Here is a 19,858-nt window from a genome sequence, read left to right as displayed (position 1 = left end):
GGGTTGTGGGGGGTGCATAAGGCCCGGGCCGCCGCAAAGGCGGCCCGGACTTCGCGAGCGGTGTCCGGCTGGCGTCAGTCGAGCGCATAGGCGCGGCGATCGAGCCGATCGGTATCGGGCGACGTCGACGACGCGACGGCATCGACGAACGCATCGATCAGCGCATTGACGCGGACATGCGAGGTCAGGCTCGGGAAATGGCCGGCATCGTCGAGCTCGACGTAACGCGCGGCCGGAATCGCCGCGTCGATTTCGTGCGCGATCGCGCGGGCGATCACGGTGTCGTGTTCGCCATGGATCAGCAAGGTCGGCACCTGGAGCGTGCGGGCGGCGTCGAGCAGGCTCGGCCGGGCCGCGAACACGTCGAGATAGCGCAGACCGATCTTCGGATCCATGCTTTCGCATTCGGCGAGCAGGCGCTCGTATTCGCCGCGCGGCCGGTCGAGCGTCACGCCGGCGCGGTCGAGCGCGTCGAAATCCTCGCGCGCGACCACCGCGAGACGATTGACTTCGCCGCGCCGGTTGCCGACCTTGTACGAGCTGCCGAGCAGCACGAGTCCACCGACGCGCTCCGGAAAGGCGTGGGCGACCGCGAGCGCCGTCAATCCGCCGAAGCTGGCGCCGGCCACGACGAAGCGCGAGGTGATCCCGATCCCGACCACGGCCGCCAGCACGAGCCGCGACAGTCCGGCGAACGTGAGGTCCGTGCCATACGTCGTCGCGCCCGCGCCAGGCGCATGGACGACCACCACGCGGCGCGTCCGGGCCAATTCAGCGAACTGCGGCGCGAAGAAGCCGGCGCCGATATTGAACGGATGGAGCAGGACGACCGGTTCACCGGCACCGCACTCGAACACCTCGACCTGCGCCCCCTCGTACGACACCAGATGCCGTCGGACGGCCGGCTGCCAGCGACGCGCGACCTCCTCGTTGCGGGCCGCCGGCGCGCCCGGGGCAGCGTCGGCCAGCGCCTCGACCACGTCGTCAGGCACGCTGTCGCGGATCACGTATTGCGCGATGGCACCGACGCTGCCGAGCACGCGCAACAGCTCTGCCGGGGCTGCAGCGGTGCGTGACGCAGCAAAGGCCGCGTCCAGTGCATCGAGGGCTGCGTCGTCAAGCGCAACCGGAACCGCAAGCCGAATGCACTGCCCCGTTTCGTCGAGCCCGGCCGACAGATGCGGCGCGGCGCGCACGCCGGTCACGTCGTACAGCCAGGCCAGCGCGGAGGCGACGGGATCGGCATGGCCCGCGCACCAGGCGGCGGCATCGATCAGCACCGCATGGGCGCCGGCGGCCCGCACCGGAATGCCGGCCGCGGTGACGCTGGCGGCAAGGCGCGCAACATGCGCGACCCGTGCGGCAACCCCTCGTTCGAGCCAGTCGCGGTCGGCCAGCGCGCTCGCGAGCAGGCGCCGGCTAGCCATCGACACGTCGTGGCCGCGGTCGCGCACGCGCTGTTCGAGCGCGCGCGTGATCGCAGGGTGATTGCTGGCCACGAGCCCGCCCGCATTGACGCCGAAATCCTTCGACATCGACAGCGTCAGCGCGTCGGCCAGGCCGAACAATTCGGCGACGACCTCCCAGAACGGCCGGCCGCTCGCCTCGCTGATCATCCACGCATTCTCGAGCCCGCGCGTCGCGTCGAACACGAGCGGAATCGACACGGCCGCGAGCCGTGCCTTCACGGCGCGCAGGTTGTCGAGCGAGATTGCCCGGCCACCGGTTGCGTTCGGCGCCAACTCGATGCAGCAGAGGCCGATCGTCGCTCGATGCTGCTCGATCATCCGGTCGAGATGCGCGAGATCGATATCCGCGCTGCGCGGCAGCGTGGTCAGCCGATGCGGCACCCAGCCGAGTTCGAGCTGGTTGAAGGTCCAGCTCTGGAACAGATGGTTTTGCAGGATGCCTTTCCTCGGCCCCTCAGCCGCGCGCAGCAAGGCCATCTCGGCGGCGCGTCCCGACGGCACCGCCTGCACGTACGAGAACGGCAGCAGGCGCTGGTCCGCGAGGTCGAGGCAGATCGCATTGGCCGTATCGGTCAGCTCGCGAACTCGCTCGGCGAACGCGAAGTCGTCGCGTTCCGCCCATGAATCGGTGACCAGATCGACGACGCCGGCAGCAGGCGGCAGGCGCAGCGGATTCCATCCCGCTTCACGCAGGCGCGCGCGCCGCTGACTTTCGCCGTGCACGGGCGCGCGGGCCACCGTCGCCGCGTCGATGCCGGCTGCCGCGGCGGCCTCCGCGTCATCCGGCACGACGGGCGGCGCGATCGATGCCGCGTCGCCGCGCGGCGGAATCGACGGGTTGACGATCAGCAGCAGCACCGACGAGACGTCGACTGCCGATGCCGCCGCGGGCTGGCACAGATAGACCGGCAAATTGTCCGGCCGGTATTTGTTCTTGAACTGGAAATTGCCGTCGCCGCGGAAGATGCCCGAATCGCGCAATTCCCCGAGCGTGCGCTCGACGTGGGGATTCGGATTCGGCGAATCGGCGACGACGACACCCAACGTCGCGCCGAAGCTGAACATCTGCACGCCTTCCTGGGCGAGGCGCTCGATGATCGCCACGATCGTGTAGTCGAGCCCGCCGTCGCCCATCGCGTCGCCGAAGAACTCCAGATCGAGCAGATAGCCGTTTTCGGACGGAATCTTCGTCACGATGATCGCCGCGACGATCAGGCCGTCCACCCGGGTCAGGAACAACCGGTGACGCTTCGCGAGTATGCCCGCGCCGATCTCGTGTCGAACCGTGCCGACATACGGATTGACCATGTCCTTGCGCGCGGCCCATTCGTCGATCAGTTCGACGATCCGCCGATCCGTGGCCGGCTCGCGGCCGAGCACGTACTCCTCCACCGACACCGCACCCGATCGCTCGAAGCGATTGATCTTCTTGCGCAGGCGCGTCATGTCCTTGCCGTTCAGGGAAAACGACGCGATGTCGGTCAGGCGCTGCACGGTGCCGAACGAGGTCGCGCAGAACGGCACCCCGGCCAGCTCGGGCAGCGGCATCATCGACAGCAGGTTCGGGCGCAGATTGCGCGACGTCGCCCATTCGACCCATTCGGCCGCGAGCGCGGCATAGCGGTGTTCGTCGACGACCGAGCTCCATGCGAGCAGCAGGCCGTCGCGCTCGGAAAAGTTCAGGTAGCCGCTGCCCTCGCTGCCGAGAAAGATCAGCGGCGCGATGTCGCGGCCGGGCAACCCGCCCTCCTTCGCCCATGCCGCTTCGAGCGAGGCGACCGTGGCGGCGAGATCCGGATACGCGGACAACTCGCGTTTGGCGATCACGGCCGCCCCGTTGGCCAACCGCTCGGTTCGCACGGGAACGCGCGCGGTCGCGCCGCTTGCCGGGCGCGACGCGGCCAGCCTGAGCGCCGCGTCGTCGCCGAAGGTGGCGGCGAGCCAGGATGCCAACGCTCGAGGCGTCGGGTAATCGAACAGCGAGCTTTTCGGCAGCGGGCCGAACGTGGTTTCGAGACCGGCAATCACGCGCAGCATGTCGAACGAGGTCAGGCCGGCGTTGCTGAAGTCGTCTTGATCGCCGAGTTGCCGCCCGGTCAGCGCCTCGACGTGATCGCGAACCCACGATGCATCGATGGCGCGGTCGGGCACGCTGTCGCGGGTCGGCGCGCTGTCGACCGCGTGGGGCAGGACGCCCGGCTGCGCCGTGGCGCCGTCGGCCGCACGCGTCGCCTCGACCAGTTGCGCGAGTGCCGCAACCGATTCGACGTTGTAGAGCGCCTCACCGCTCAGTTGCGTCGCGAAGCGCTCGTTCAGGCGGCGCACCAGATCCATCCGAAAGATCGAATCGAGTCCGAGATCGTCGAAGCGCGCGTCGAGGTCGACCTGCTCCGGCGTCATCAGCAGGATCTCGGCCAGGTCCCGTCGAATCGCATCGACGATCGAAGGCGCCGAAGCCGCCGCCGTAACGGACGCGCCGGTGTCCGGTACATGCGCCGTACCACGACGTGCCGCACCGGCTTCCGATGCCGCCGGCATGGCGGGCGCCGGCGCCGGCGTGGCCGACAGCGGACGCAGCAGCACCGGCATCCGCGGCGCGACAGCGGACACCGGCGAAGGTCCGCTTTCCCTCACGGGCGACCGCAACGCCGCAGCGGCGGCCACGTCCCGATCGGCAGGCGGCGTGGCCGGCGCAACCGCAACCGCATCGGTGACGTCGTCGCCGCGCGTCGCGATACCGGGCGCCGCGAACCAGTGCCGCTCGCCCGCGAGCGGCACTGCCGGCAGCGAGCAGCGCCGGCCGCCGTGCTCCGGCCATGCGGTGCGGGCGGTGGACAGCCACTCGAGCGCCGCGTCGCGATCCGGCGCGGCAAGCCGGTCGAGCCGCGTTGCGTCGCGGGCGTCGCCACGCGCCAGCATCTGAAGCTGCGCCGTCAGTTCGGATATCGAATCGGCCACCAGCACGCAGCGGAGCGCGAGCGTATCGCGCCCGTCGCACAGCGTGAACGCGACGTCCTCGAGCGCGACGTCGCGCGCCGACAGCGCGTTCGCCAGCGCGTCGGCATAGGCGGCGAGGCGGCCGGCATCCGGCGCGGACAACGGGAATGCCAGCATGACCGCTGCCGACGGCTCACGGACCATGGCCGGCGTGGACTCGAGAATCACATGGCTGTTGGTGCCGCCGAAACCGAACGCGCTGACGCCCGCCAGCAGCGTCGCGCCATCGGCCGCTGTCCAGGGCCGCCCATGATCGAGCAGCATGAAGGGCGAGCCGTCGAGGCGGATATAGGGATTGAGTTCGCTGAAATGGCGATTGGCGGCCAGACGCCCGTGCCGCATGCTGAGCACAGTGCGCAGGAAGCCCGCGATCCCCGCCGCCGCCTCGAGATGGCCGACCGTCGTCTTGACCGCGCCGAGCGCAACCCACGGCGATGCCGGGACGGTGACGCCGGCATCGTCACAGGCGAGCGCAAAGCCCTGCTTTAGGCCTTCGATTTCGACCGGATCGCCGAGCGGCGTGCCGGTCCCATGCGTTTCGACGAAGCTGATCCGGCGCGGATCGACCCCGGCATCGGCAATAGCGCGCCGGATGACCTGGGCCTGCGCGGCCGGATTCGGCGCGGTCAGCGAATTCGATTTGCCGCCGTGGTTGACGGCGCTGCCGCGCACGATCGCGAGCACGTTGTCACGCTCGGCCAGCGCGCGCCGCAGCGGCTTGAGCACGACAGCGCCGACGCCTTCGCCTCGGACATAGCCGTTGGCTTTCCGGTCGAACGTCTTGCACGCAAAATCGGCGCTCAGCATGCCCGAATCGATGAAGGCATGGAACAGGCCGGGCGACAGAGTGACATTGATCCCGCCCGCCACGGCCATCTCGCATTCGCCGTTGCGCAGCGCGCCAATCGCCCGGTGAACCGCGACGAGCGCGCTCGAACACGCGGTGTCGACGACCTCGCTCGGCCCATGCCAGTCGAACAGGTGCGACACCCGGTTTGCGATGATCGAATGCGCGACGCCGGATGCGACATGCGGTTCGACCCGGACACCCGCGTCCGTCAGCATGCTCTCGTAGTCGCTCGTCGATGCGCCGACGAACAGGCCGATGTCACGGCCGCCCAACCACTGCTGGCCGTAGCCGGCATCTTCGACGGCCTGCAACACGGTCTCGAGAAAGATCCGCTGTTGCGGGTCCATCAGCGCGGCCTCGCGCGGCGAAATCCCGAAGCGGGCCGCGTCGAAGCGCGCGACGTCCGCAAGGAATCCGCCTTCGACGCGGCGCGTGACCGGATCGTCGAGCAACGCGGTGCGCTCGGACGGCGGCGCACCGGTCAGGCTCACGCCGTGCTCCAGGGCATCCCAGAACGCGTCGAGCGACGCGGCGCCGGCGAGCCGGCCGGCCATGCCGATCACGGCGATCGCGCCGTCCACGCCGTCCTCGTCATGCGACAGGCCGGTGGTGGATTCGGTCGGCTGAAGCACGGCCTCGCACGTCGGTGCCCGCACCGTCGTGTCCGCGACCGTGCCCACCGGGCGCGAGGACATCGCGACGGCCTCGATCGACGGCGCCGCGTCAAACCGCGCCGCGATCCACGCGCCATGCTCGCGGCCGAGATAATCCGCCACGTCGCCCAGCGTCGGGCATTCGAACAGCACGGTCGGCAGCAGGTCCAGCCCGAATTGTGCGTTGATCCGGTTGACCATGTCGGTCAGCGAGATCGAATCGAAGCCCAATTCGAGCAGTTCGCCTTCGGGATCGACTTCGGCCGGGTCGACGAACAGATAGGACGCGCCGATTTGCTGCAACGTGGCCAGGATCGTGGCCCGCAGCGACGCGGGTGCAATCGCGCCCGCGGCAACCGGAGCAGCCGCCGACGCGCGCGTTTCGTCGCGCAGCGTCACCACCGGCGTGGACGCGTCGCCGGCCGGCCCGGCGACGTCACCGGACCGCGCGGCGAGGCCCGCGGTCCCGGCCCGATACCGCTGGACCAGCGCAAAGCTCGGATGGCGGCCGGTCAATGCGAATTCGAAGGCGCCCAGACCGGCTTCAGTGCTCAGGGCCGCCATCCCGAATCGTTCGCGGAACAGCGCCTCGGTCGCCGCGTCGACGCGCATGCCGCCCGCCTCCCACAACGGCCAGGCGACCGACACCGTCACCCCGTACCGGCGCCCCGCCGCGCGTTCGCGCTCGCGCGCCGCGCCGAATTCGATCAGGAAGCGATTGGCGGACGCGTAGTCGATCTGGCCGACATTGCCGGTCTCCGCGACGAGCGACGAACAGAGCATGAAGAAGTCGAGCGGCGCATCCGCCGTGGCCGCGTCGAGCGCGAGCGCGCCGCGGACTTTCGGACGCAGCACGCGCGCGATCGCGCGATCGGTCTTGTTCAGCAGCAACGCGTCGTCGACGACACCCGCGGCATGCAGCACCCCGCGCACCGGCCCGTGCCGTTCGACGATCCCGGCGACGGCATCGGCGACCGCATCGGCATCACCGACATCGACGCGTGCGTATTCGACACGGCTGCCGCGTACGCTCAGGCTCGCCATCCATGCATTCAGCTCGTCGGTCGCCTCGGAGCGGCCGAGCACGACCGCCGTCGCGGGGCCGCGCGAAACCAGATGCGCGGTGAACAATCGGCCGAGTGCGCCCGCGCCGCCGCTCACGATATAAACCGCGCCAGGACGCACTGCCGCCGCTGCCGTCGCGTCGCCTGCCATCGGCTGCAGGTGCCGCACGAGACGCGCATCACCGTCCAGACGCACCATTTCCTCTTGCGCCGGTGCGCAGAGTTCGTCGGCCACGCCCTCGACCTGCTCCAGCGCGCCCGGCGCAATGGCCAGATGACTGCAGGCGAGCCACGGAAACTCCATCGCCAGTGTTCGCGTGGCGGCCGCCAGCGCGCCCGCGACCAGATCGCCGCTGCGACCGACGACCAGCAGGCGAACCTTGCGCCCGTCGCGGCCAGCCTTCAGCCGTTCGAGCAGACGCCGCTGGCCGGCCAGTTGCGCAGCCAGCGCCGATGCGGGATCGGCGCCGGCCGCGTCGAGCAGCACCAGCACCGCATCGAGGCCCGACAGCGGCGCGCCGTCGTCGTGCAATACGGACCAGCCGCGCCGGCCCAGCGCATCGCCAAGGACGGCATGATCGGCGCGATCGCCGCCCGACAGCAGGACCGTTCCCGCCGTCATCGCGGCGGCCGGACATGGCGTCGCGCGTTCGACCGCGCACAGATATTCCGGACCGCCGTTGCCCGGCTGCGGCTGCGGCAGCGCCGCGAGCCGCAGGCCTTCGAGCCGCAGCACCGCATGGCCGTCCGCATCCCAGAGCGTCAGGTCGAAACGCGCGGGGTCGGCGGCGCGCTCGACGAGCATGACGCGCGCCCGCTCGGGCGCACCGAATTGCAGGACCGCGTCGATCGAGACCGGCACCGCGGGTTCGCGCGCCAGCAGCGCAACGAGCTGCATGGCGGCGTCCACCGCGACCGCGAAGGCCGTCTCGGGCACGAGCAGCGTCGCGTCGAGTTCGCCGACGACACTGTCGTCAGTGGCGGCGAAGCGCGCTACCGCGCGCAGTTCGGGGCCGTATTCGAAGCCGCCTGCACGCAGCCGTTCATAGAGCGTCGCGCCTTCCGAGAAGTCGCCGTGCGTCGCCGTCAGCGCGGCAAGATCACGCGGGGCCGACGCGCTCGACGGCAGCTCGGCCGCCAGCGCGCGCGCGACGATCTCGCCGTCCTGCCCGCGTACCAGCATGCCGTCGGCATCGTCGGAGACCGGCAGATCGACGCCGCCCCCCTCGACCACCGCCTGGCGCAGCCAGCGCACCGCCCGCACCGCGCGCGGCGCGTCAGGCCCCTGCCGGTCGAGCATCAGGTCCAGCAACGCTGCGCCCGGCACGAGCGCGCGGCCGCCGATGCGATGGGCCGCTGCGAGCCGCGCGAGCCGCGCGGCCGACGGCGCGGGCCGCGCGTCGGCGGCGGCCCCGGGCGGCGGCGTCATCCAGATCCGCTTGTGCTCGAACGGCACGGTCGGGAATGCGCAGCGGACGGGCGCCGCATCCCAGGTGCGCCGCCACGCGATCTCATGGCCATTGACCCACAGCTCGCCGAGCTGACGCAGCCCGCGGCGCGCGATCAGCAGTGCGATCAGTTCATCCGCAACGCCGCCGAGCGACAGGGTGCCTTGGCCCGCCTCCGGCGAAACCAGCGACGCCGCATCGCGGGCGGCAATGGCGCGTAGCGCGGCCTGCAACGCATCGAGCGACTCGGCCATGGCGACCGCGCGCACCGGCAACGCACGACGGCCCGTCTGGCTCGTGAAGCAAAGACGGCTCAGCGACGTCTCGGGATGACGCTGCAACCAATCGGCCACGCGTAGCGCATACGCGGCGAGTTGCGCATGGCTGTTGGCCGACAGCAGGAACGCCTGCTCACCCGCCGTCTGCATGGGCACGCGGTTTTCCAGCCATTGCTGCAGGATCACATGGGCATTCGCGCCGCCGGCGCCAAACGAGCTGACGCCACACGCCGATGGCCGGCCGTCGCCGGGCGAAGCCAACGGCTGCAGCGTGCGCGCCGGCATCACGGCGGCACCGAAATCGATCTTCTCGTTGAGATCGTCGAGGCCCGCGCACGGCGCAACCGCGCGATTTCTCAGTTGCAGGATCGCCTTGCCGATCCCGGCAATGCCGGCCGCTCCCTCCAGATGGCCGATGTTCGACTTGACCGAGCCCACCAGCAACGGCGCCGGCCGGCCGGTGCCGCCGTAGGCCCGGTTCAACGCGGCGATTTCGATCGGATCGCCCAGTTGGGTGCCGGTTCCGTGCACCTCGATCGCGTCGATCTCGTCCGGCGCCAGGCCCGCGCGTGCCAGCGCCTCGGTGATCACGTCAGCCTGCGCGTTCACGTTCGGCACGGTGTAGCCGCCCGTCTTGCCGCCCGCATTGATCATGCTGCCTCGCACGACCGCGAGAATCTCGTCGCCGTCCGCGAGCGCATCTTCGAGCGGCCGCAGCAGCACTGCGCCGACACCTTCTCCCGGCACGATTCCGTCCGCGGACTTGTCGAAGGTTCGGCACGCCAGCCCCGTGCCGAGCATCTGCATCGCGCTCAGCGCGATATGGTGCGCGGGATGCAGGATCACGTTCACGCCGCCGGCAATGGCCTGGCGGCATTCGCCGCGGCGAATCGCCTCGCAGGCGAGATGGAACGCCGTCAGCGATGACGAACAGGCCGTATCGACGGCCATGCTCGGGCCGCTGAAGTTGAACGTGTAGGACACCCGATTGGCCACCGACCAATACGGACTGTGCCCCAGGTTAAACCGGCCTTGCGGCCAGCCCGCCGCCGCCGCGATCTGCCCGTACGACCCGTACATGATGCCGACGAACACGCCGGTACGCGTCTCGCGCGTATCGCCGCCGTTGTGGCCGGCCTGTTCGAGCAGGTCCCAGCAGCTTTCGAGGAACAGGCGCTCCTGGGGATCCATCGCCGCCGCCTGGCTAGGCAGGATGCCGAAGAACTTCGGGTCGAACTGATCGACGCCGTCGATGAAGCCGCCCCACTTGCCGTAGCTGCGATTCGGTTGCGGCGTCGGATCGAAATACGCGTCGGCATCCCAGCGGTCGGCCGGGACGGTATCGATGGAACGGCGACCGTCACGCAGGTTGTCCCAGAACGCATCGAGGTCCGGCGCGCCGGGATAGCGTCCGACCGACGCGATCACGGCGATGTCGCCGTCGCGCCGGCCAGCTCGTTGTGCGGGCCACGCCGTCGACACTGCCGGCGTCACGGGCGCCGGCTCGTCGGGTGCGAAGCGGCCACCGTCGATGCCGTCCGCGTCCGGAACCGCCGCGGGGTTGCCGTCGTCGACGGCATCCGATCGCGGCGCCAGTCGCCGCGCGACCTCGGCGGCCCGCTCGGTACGCAGGTAACCGGCCACTTCGGCGATCGTGAGCCGTTCATAGAGCAAGGTCGACGGCAGGTCCGCGAAATCGGCCTTCAGCACCCGCAGGATATCGGTGCCGAGCAGCGAATCGACGCCGTACGACTCGAAGGTCTCGTGCGGGTCGAGTGCGTCGGGCTCGAGCTTGAGCACGCCGCCAAACACGCCGCGAACATAGTCGAGCACGACGGCGTCGGCCGGCGGGGTCGCGCTCGCGCGGCTGGTGTTCGCCGCTCGGACCGCCATCGCCGCCCGCGGCACGCGTGCGGTGTCCGGCATCGCGGCGCCCGGGACGCCGCCCGCCGGCGCGAACGCCGCGGCCAGCGCATCGCCCTTGTGCTCGACAAGGTACGCGGCCACTTCGGCGATGGTCAGCTTCTGGTAGAACAGCGTCGACGGCAACTCGCCGAGATCCTGTCGCAGCGCGCGCAGCAGATCCGTGCCGAGCAGCGAATCGACACCGAATGTGTCGAAGGTCTCGTTCACGTCGAGCGTATCGGCATCGCACTTCAGCACGCGCGCGAACACGCCCGCCAGATAGCGCTCGACCGCAGGCCGCGCCATATCGGGCGCACCATGCGGCAGCGCCCCGCCCGACGACGGCTTGCCTCCATCTGTGTACATCGAATTCCCCTGTATCGAATGAACCACGGTCGCGACGGACGGAGCCGCCGCGTTTTCAAGCGTCAAGCCAAACGACGCGAAACGGCCTGGATCGGCATTCATCACCATGGCCTGCGGCAGACCGGCGCCGAGCTGCATCCGCAGGCAGGCGAAGCCGTCGGCGGGCTCGATCGAGCCGACGCCGCGGGCAGTCATTTCGCGTTGATAGCGCGGCCCCGAGACGATCCCGACGCTGCCCCAGTAACCCCAGTTGACGACGAAGACCGGTACGCCGCAGCGGCGACGCAACTCGCCTCCCCATGCGTCGAGATAGGCGCTCGCGGCCGCGTAGTTGCCCTGTCCGGGCGAATCGAGCAGCGACGATACCGACGAGAACAGCACGAGCTTGTCGAGCGGCTCGCCTTCGAGGCTGCGATGGAGATTCACGCATCCCGCGACCTTCGGCTCCAGCACGCCGGCCAACTGCTCCGGGCGCATCGTGTCGAGCGTCGCGTCGTCGAGCACGATCGCACTGTGGATCGCCGCGCTGATCGGCCCGAACCGGCCGCGGATCACGCGCACCGCGTCGGCCAGCGCCGCCTCGTCGCCAAGGCTGGCCGATACGTAGATCACGCGGCCGCCCAATTGCTCGATCTCGCGCATCCGCGCGCGGATCGATTCGTCGAGCGGCCGGCGGCCGATCCAGCCGAGCGCGGCGCCATGCGTGCGCGCGAGCTCCTTGCTGAGTGCGAAGCCGATCCCGCCGGCCCCGCCGACGATCACGCAGGTCTCGCCGTCCCCGAGCAGCCGGCGCGGCGTCACATGCGCGACGGGCCGCATCACGCGGCCGTACCAGCGGCCGCCGCGCAGCGCCGCCAGGCCCGACAAACCGTCGGGCCGCGCGGGCAGATCCTCGCGCGACGCTGCACTGTCATGCGCGAGATCGATCACCTGGAGCCTCAGGCCGGGGCGCTCGGCCGCCGCCGAGCGGGCGATGGCGGCCAGCGCCGCCTGCACCGGACGGACCGGCGCCGCGGCATCGACCGCGACCGCGCCGGCCGTCAGCACGGTTACCCGCAGCGCGTCGGGTTGCGAGGCGCAGAGCCGGGCGAACAGCGCGCGCGCCGCTTCGAGCGTCCGTGCGGGCTCCGCTTCGCCAAGCGCACGCGCGTCGACCACGAGCTCGCCAGTCACGGTGTGGGGCAACGCGAGATGCGCATCGGGACGCAGCGACAGATAAGTCCGATCGCCGGACGGCTGCGCAGGCGCGGACGACATCTCGCGCCAACGCGGCTCATAGAGGCGGCTGCCGCCGCCCGGCGAGGTCACGAGCCGGAAACCCGACACTTCGAGCACCGCATTGCCGTCCCGGTCGCACGCGGTCACGTCATAGCAGCCGTCCCCGATACGCTGCGCGACGACCGTCACGACGGCGTCGAGCGACTGATTGAGGCGCACGGTGTCGATCCGCCGCGGCAGCTTGAGCGCCGTGCCCTCTTCGAGGACCGCGACGACCTGGAGGATCGCGTCGAGGGTCTGGATCATCCCTCGCCCGGAATCGGCGCGCAGCCACGCGACAGCACCCTGCGCGTCATGTGCGACGCGCGTGATCAGCCGATAGCCGGGCCCGTAGGCAATGCCGGCCCGCGCGAACCGGTCATAGAGCACACCGTGCTCGATCGCGTGCGGGTAGCCGGCGACGAGCGTGTCCAGCGCCATGCGCGGACGCGGCCGGCCGGCCCCCTGCGGCACGCAGCGGGCGCGCGCAAACGACGGCTGGCCGGCGATGCGCATCTCGATGTCGTAGCGCCCCTCGTCATCCACGCTGCCTTGTATTTCGAGCGTGACGCGGCCGGCCACGCGGGCGGGCATCAGCCATTCGACATCGGACAATTCGACGGGACGGAAGCGCTGGGTGCGCGCGCTGTAGTAGAGGATCGCCGCGCCCGGCACCCAGTGCTGCCCTTGAACGCAATGATCGCGAACCCAGTCCGTGTCGGGATCGATCGCCTCCCTGGCGGTGTTCTCCAGAAGCGCGCGGATGGGCCCGGTGGCGCCCGGCGCGGCGACGGACGGCGCCGTGCCGGGCGCATCGGGCACCCAGAAGCGCTGGTTGCTCAGCGGGTAGCCGCTCAGCGCGATACGACGCCCGCGACGGCGCTCGAAGAAGCCGGTCAGGTCGAGGCCCGCCTGCCCGCTGCAGAAGCGCTCGCCGAGCGTGGTCAGCGCCGTGCCGTCGAGCGCCCGGTCGAACCCGGCGCTCGCATCCGCCGATGCGCCATGCGCGGAGTGAACGCCCTCCAGCGTTCCCTCGGCCAGCGCGCCGCGCAGCAGCGCGATCGCCTGCACGGCGTCGCCGGCGACGATCGCGCAACGCTTGCGGAAGACTGCGCGCCCGACGCCGAGCGTATAAGCGACATCGCTCAGCGCGGCCCCGCGCTCGAGGTCCGTGACGAGGCCCTCGACCAGCGCACGCAATGCCGGCGAGGTGCGCGCCGAGACCAGCAACAGATGGCCCTCGTCGACGAGATCGCCCGTGTCCGGCCGCGCTGCTTCGGGCGGCGCCTCCTGCAGCACGAAGTGCGCGTTGGTACCCGACATGCCGAAGCTGTTGACCGCACCCATGCGGCGTCCGCTCGGCCCCACGGGCCACGCGCGGCGCGTCGTCACCACCTCCAGCGGCACGCCGCCCAGCTCGATGTTCGGATTCATCGTGTCGAAATGCAGGCTCGGCGGGATCTCGCGATGCTGAAGCGCGAGCGTGACCTTGATGAGCCCGGCGATGCCCGACGCGAGCGTCGTATGGCCGACGTTTGACTTGATCGACCCGACGCCGCACGGCGGGAGCGTCGTGCTGCGGCCCCGCATCAGCCCCGCGAGCGCCTTCAGTTCGATCGGGTCGCCGAGCTGCGTGCCGGCGCCGTGCGTCTCGATATAGGCGATATCGTCGGGCGACACGCCGGCTGCCGCGTGCACGCGACGTTGCAGCGCGAGCTGCGCGTCGGCCGACGGCGCGGTGATGCCGTTCGTCTTGCCGTCGCCATTGATCCCGCTCGCCCGGATCACCGCGTAAATGCGATCGCGATCGGCGAGCGCGGCCGACAGCCGCTTGACCACCACCAGCCCGGCACCCTCGCCGAGCACGAAGCCGTCCGCCGACGCGTCGAACGACGCGCACCGCCCGAGCTGCGAGAGCATGCCGGACTTGCTGTTCCAGATGTGCATCTGCGGCGTGACCATCAGCGCGATGCCGCCGGCCACCGCCATTTCACAATCGCCGCCGCGAATCGACTGGCATGCGAGATGGAGCGCGACGAGCGACGACGAACAGGCCGTATCGACCGCGACCGTCGGCCCTTCCAGGTTCAGGAAGTAGGCGATCCGCCCGGCGAGAATCGACGCGGCGTTGCCGAGAAACACCTGCCCCGAGTCGCTCGCGCCCGCCGCTTGCAGCAACTGCATGTAATCGCCCGCGGCCGTGCCGACGAACACGCCGCAATTGATGCGCCGCTCGGGTCCCACCGCGTGGCCCGCGTCCTCGAGCGCACGCCACGCCTGTTCGAGAAACACGCGTTGTTGCGGGTCCATCAGTTCGGCCTCGCGCGGCGAAATGCCGAAGAACGTCGCGTCGAACCGATCGATATCGGTGACGAGGCCGGCCACCTTGCTGCTCGTCTTGCCTGGCGCGCTCGGATCGGGATCGTAGAAGCGTGCGGTGTCCCAGCGCTCGGGCGAGACTTCCGCGACGCTGAAGGTGCCGTCGAGAAGATTGCGCCACAACGCGTCGGCGGACGTCGCCCCCGGGTAACGCGCGGACAGACCGATGATCGCGATGTCGTCTTCCGACGCGGTGGCCGGCAGGGCGCCGGTCTCGGCCGCGTCGGCTCCGGCCGCGCCCGGCGTGATGTCGGACCCGGTCGCCTCGGGTTCGCCCGCGTCGCGCGTGGCGTCGATCGCCTGCGGGTCGGGCGACGACGCATCCACCGTCGGCGCGAGCTTCAGGCGCAGCGGTGGCGGGGACGACAACGCGGGCGGCGTGACCTTGGCCGCCGGCCGCACCTCGACGCTCGCGCGGCTCGCATCGGCGACCGCGCTGGCCTGCGACAGCGGCATGGCAACGGCCTCGCGCGCCGGGTCGACCGCCTCGCGCGTTGCGGCTGCCGGCTGCGCCGGCGCATCGAGCGCGATGGCGATCAGGCCATCGCTCGCGGCCTGCGCGGCAGCAACATGGTCGACCAGCGCATCGATCGTCGGATGATCGTAGACCAGCACCGAATCGAGATTCAGGCCGAACGCGTGGTTCAGGTCACGCACGATTTCGACGGCGCCGAGCGAATCGAGCCCCATCTCGGCAAAGGTTCGACGCGCGTCGAGTTCGTTCCGATGCACGAACAGATTCCGGCAGAGGGTCGTCTCGATCTCGTTCCGGATGCGCGGCTTCACGGGATCGGCGGCCGCGACACGTGGCGCGGCCGGCGCCGGCCGGTCGGCATGCGCGGGCCCGTCGGTCCGGGCGGCGTCGGGCTCGGCGTGTCCGGTTCGCGCGCGAATCCCGGACACGAGATCGGCATGCAGCACCGCGTCATGCATCGCGGCCTCGCGCGCGATCACCTTCGCGAGATCGGCGCCGGCCCGCTCGGCCAATTCACGCTTCAGCGCGTTGACGACGGGAGCAGACTGCTCGGCGATCGCATCGGCAATCCGCAACGCGCTCTGCAGCACCTGCGGTCCGTCGGCGAATCGCAGGGCGACGCCCATGGCCTCGAGGTCGCGCCCGGCATAGGTGGCGGCCGTCATGCACATCTCGGCGGCCAGCGCGGCGCCGAAGCGGCGTTCAAGCGCATAGGTCGCGCCGAGGCCCGGCGTGAAGCCGAATTTGACGAAATTGGCGCTATAGGTGCCGTCGCGGTCGAGCACCACGTGATCGGCGTGTAGCCCGAACGTCAGCCCGCCACCGGCCGCGTGACCGCGCAGCGCGGCGACCACGGGCACCCGGCAGCGCGCGAGCCCCTCGTAGAGGAACGGCACGTCCGTGAAGCTGCCCTCCTTGCGCGCGAGGCGTTCGAGCGCTGACGGCGTGCCGCCCATGCTGAACACCTTGTCGGTCCCCGTCAGCACCACGGCACGCACGGCCGGGTCGGACTCGATCGAGCCGAATGCCGCCGCGAGGCCGTCGAGCAGCGCCTCGGTGAACATGTTGTTATCCGCGACCGCCTGCATCCTGACGAGCGCCACGCCATTGGCGAGCACCTTCAGGGTGACCGGGTCGTTGCCTGCCACATCGCTCATGTTGGAATGTCCTGTTGATTCGGAGTGTCGGGCGGCGGGCGACGCGGCCCGCGCCGGCGCCTGGGCAGTCCCCTCGCGCTGCCAGCGGCCGATCCAGAAGCCCTGCGGGTGAAACAGGCGGGGCACCGGGAGCGCCACGCGGCGCGCGCGCAGACTGGCCCACGGCGCGGCGAAATCGACGTCGTGCCCGGCCACCCATCGCTCGATGGGACCGGCATCCACGGCGGCGGGCGTGGCGGGCGCACCCGCGTCGGCCGTCCCCGTCAGCACGCCCGTCACGACTTCGCCACGCACGTAGGCCCGCAGCAGCGCGACCGCGTCGCGAAGATCGGCTGCGCGGCAGGCGAGCCGGTGGGTCAGGTGGCTGCGATGCGCCTGCAGCGTGTAGGCGACGTCGGCGAGGCGTAGCGGATGATCGCCGCCCGCACCGGCACCCGAGAGCGCCTCGTCGGGATCGACATCGCGGCCGAGCCGCCGCGACAGGGCCTGGAGATCGGCGCCCTCGATACCCAGGCTGCGCGGCGTCTCGTCGGGCCCGAGATCCGTGACGCCGACGCTGACGAGCTCGGCCGCGATCGCCAGCGCGTCGGGCCCGACGTGGTCCGGCACCGCGTCGAGCGCCTGCGCCATCCGGTCCGCGTAGTCGCTCAGCCCCGCCGCGTCGCGGGCCGACAGAACGAGCCACTGCGCGCCGAGGTCGTGCGAATCCGCAGCCGCCGGGTGAACCGGAGGTTCGTCGATGATGAGATGGGCATTGGCGCCGCCGGCGCCGAACGCGGACACGGCGGCCCGCCGCGGCGCACCGCCGATCGGCTGCCACGGTGCGAGCGTTTGCTGTACGTGCAGGCCGAACGGCGCCATCCTCAGCGCGCCGTTCAACTCGCGCGAGTGCAGCGACGGCGCGAGTTGTCGTGCGCGTGCCATCAGCAGCACCTTGGTCACCGCCGCGATGCCCGCCGCGCTTTCGAGGTGCCCGACGTTCGACTTGACGGACCCGATCGGCAGCGTCGCGCCGCCGTCGCGACCCAGCACGCGGCCGATGCTCTCGACTTCGATCGGATCGCCAAGCGCGGTCCCGGTGCCATGCGCCTCGACATAGGAGACACTGGCGCCGTCGATGCCGGCGTCGCGCAGCGCGCGGGACATGACCTCGGCCTGCCCGGCCGGACTCGGCACGGTGAAGCCGCCGGTGCGGCCCGCGTGATTGAGCGCATGCCCGCGGATCACCCCCCACACGTGATCGCCATCGCGAAGCGCATCGCGGAGCGGGCGCAGCAGGACCGCGCCGACACCCTCGCCGGGCACGTAGCCGCTGCCGCCCGAGCCGAAGCTGCGGCACCGGCCGTCGTCAGACAGAAACTGGCCCTGCGCGAGCTGCAGGTATTTCTGCGGATGCACGGCGAGATTGACACCCCCGGCGATCGCCATCGTGCAGGCGCCGCCGCGCAGCGCATCGATCGCGAGGCCGATCGCGGTCAGCGACGACGAGCACGCGGTATCGACCGCCATCGACGGACCGCGCAGGTCCAGCGCATACGACACGCGGTTGGCCACCGACGCGTGCATGGCGGCCGGCGCGACCTCATCCGGATCGCCACATAGCTGGTAGTGATTCCACATCACGCCCGCGAACACGCCGACATTCCGGTCTGCCAGCGCGCCCGCAGGATGGCCGGCTGCTTCGAGCAGCGTCCAGCAGGTCTCCAGGAACAGGCGCTCCTGCGGATCGGCGCGTTCGGCTTCGCGCCGCGACATCTGGAAGTGCGCGGCATCGAACCCTTCGATATCACCGAGAAAGCCGCCCCACCGTCCGTACGTGCGCCCCTCGACGCCGCGCTGCGGATCGAACAGCGCGGCATGATTCCAGCGTTCGCGCGGCACTTCGGTAATCGCGTCGTACCCGTCGCGCAGACGCATCCAGAATGCGTCGATATCGTCTGCGCCGGGATAGCGGCCGGCCAGACCGACGATCGCGATATCGTCCGCGCGCTCGTGCGGCGCCGTGCCGAACGCCCACGCCGGCTCGGCCTCAAGAGGCACGGCATCGCCGTCGCCGCCGCGTTCGCGTGACAACCAGTCGCGATAACGCGGCGCATCGCCGTGCAGCACCGCGAGCGTCGTGTCCTCCGGCCGCGAACGAAGCGTGGCTTGCAGGCATGTGAACGCGTCGGCGCTCGGCAGCGGACGCAGGCCCGTGCGCGCCATCGCCTCGTCGAGCTCCGCGCCGGCCAGGCGCATGCCGCCTTCGGTCCACAACGGCCATGCAATGGCCACGGTCTTGCCGCTGCGCGTCGGATCGAGGCGTCGCCGCTCGGCAAGCGCCTCGAGCATCGCGTTCGCGAACGCATAGGCGCCCTGTCCCGGGTTGGGGCGCCATGCGGCCAGCGACGAAAACGCGCAGAACAGCGTCAGCCGGTCCCGTGCCGTCGCTTCGTCGAGTGCCTGGAAGCCCGCCACTTTCGATGCGGTCACCGCGCGGCAAGCAGCAGGCGATACCGTGAAGTGCAGTGCGTCCGACTGCACGCCCGCCACATGGAACACTGCGTCGATCCCGCCGAAACGCTGCCTGATCCGGTCGAGCACCGCATCGAGCCCCGCCCGGTCGGTCACGTCGCAGCGCTCATGCGCGATGCTGGCCGGCGCGGGCGTGCGCCTCCATTCGGCCAGCAGCGCGGCATCGGGCGCCGAGCGGCCGAGCACGACCACGCGGGCCCGCACGTGCGTCGCCAGCCAGTGCGCGAGCTGCACGCCGATGCCGCCCGTCCCGCCGGCGACCACGCACACGGCTGCGTCGGGCAGCACCGGCGTGCGCGCGCTGGCGTCGCCGGCGGCCAGGGTGCGCGGCACCAGCGCGCGTACGCGCGAGGTGCCATCCGGCAGCGCCGAGACGAGGCCGGCGGTCGCGGGAAACGTGTCGCCCGCCCGCGCGAGCTCGTCGAGCACCGCATCCTGCCAGCCGCGCTCGGGAACGAGCAGCGCACGCGCTGCGATGCGCGGGCTCTCGACGCGCACGCCGCGCAGAAACGCGGCGAACCCGTGCAGCGTCGCGGACGCGGTCTCGCCGCGCTCGACGACCAGCAGCGCGATCGGTCGCGCCCCGCGATGACAGGCCGCCGTCCAGCGCGAGAGCTCGGCCAGTTGCACATCGGGCGCGGCGTCATGGTCACCGAACCAGACGAGCGCATCGGGCGCGCCATCGCCGCGCGCGGCCAGGGACACCGGATCGTCGAGCGCGATGAGTTCGACGCCGCGCCGTTCGCGCGCGGCCGCGCTCAAGCTGTCGAATGCGCGCGCACGCAGCCCGTGGACGGCGATTCGCGCGGCACCGGTCGGGGCCGGGCGCCGCCGATCGGGTATCCAGGCGGGCGCCGCGAACCCGGTTTGCGCCACGACCGGTGCGGCGGCGGGCGCCGCCGTCACGGGCTCGACGCGCGCGTGGTCGGTCAGCGGTCCGAATGTGGCCAACAGGTGCGCATCGAGGGCCGCGATATCGCGATGCTCGAACAGCAGCGTCGGATAGATCTCGTTGCCGACGACCTGTTCGAGCCGCGCCGCCAACG

The 19,858-nt window shown here is 70.9% G+C and carries 1 protein-coding gene (only partly in view); it reads right to left on the bottom strand.

The features are described from left to right. Window positions 1-74: 74 nt before the first annotated feature. Window positions 75-19,858, bottom strand: partial view of an SDR family NAD(P)-dependent oxidoreductase gene (locus AC5LXX_RS30935; RefSeq protein WP_493413935.1) — the 3' portion only. Its footprint extends 1,021 nt past the window's final position; 19,784 of the gene's 20,805 nt are visible here — the last part of the coding sequence; the start codon falls outside the window, past its right edge; its stop codon occupies window positions 75-77.

The organism is Burkholderia torrens (genome assembly GCF_984668525.1).
Note: the sequence above shows the minus strand (reverse complement) of the source record. Positions and strands in the feature narration are given on the sequence as shown.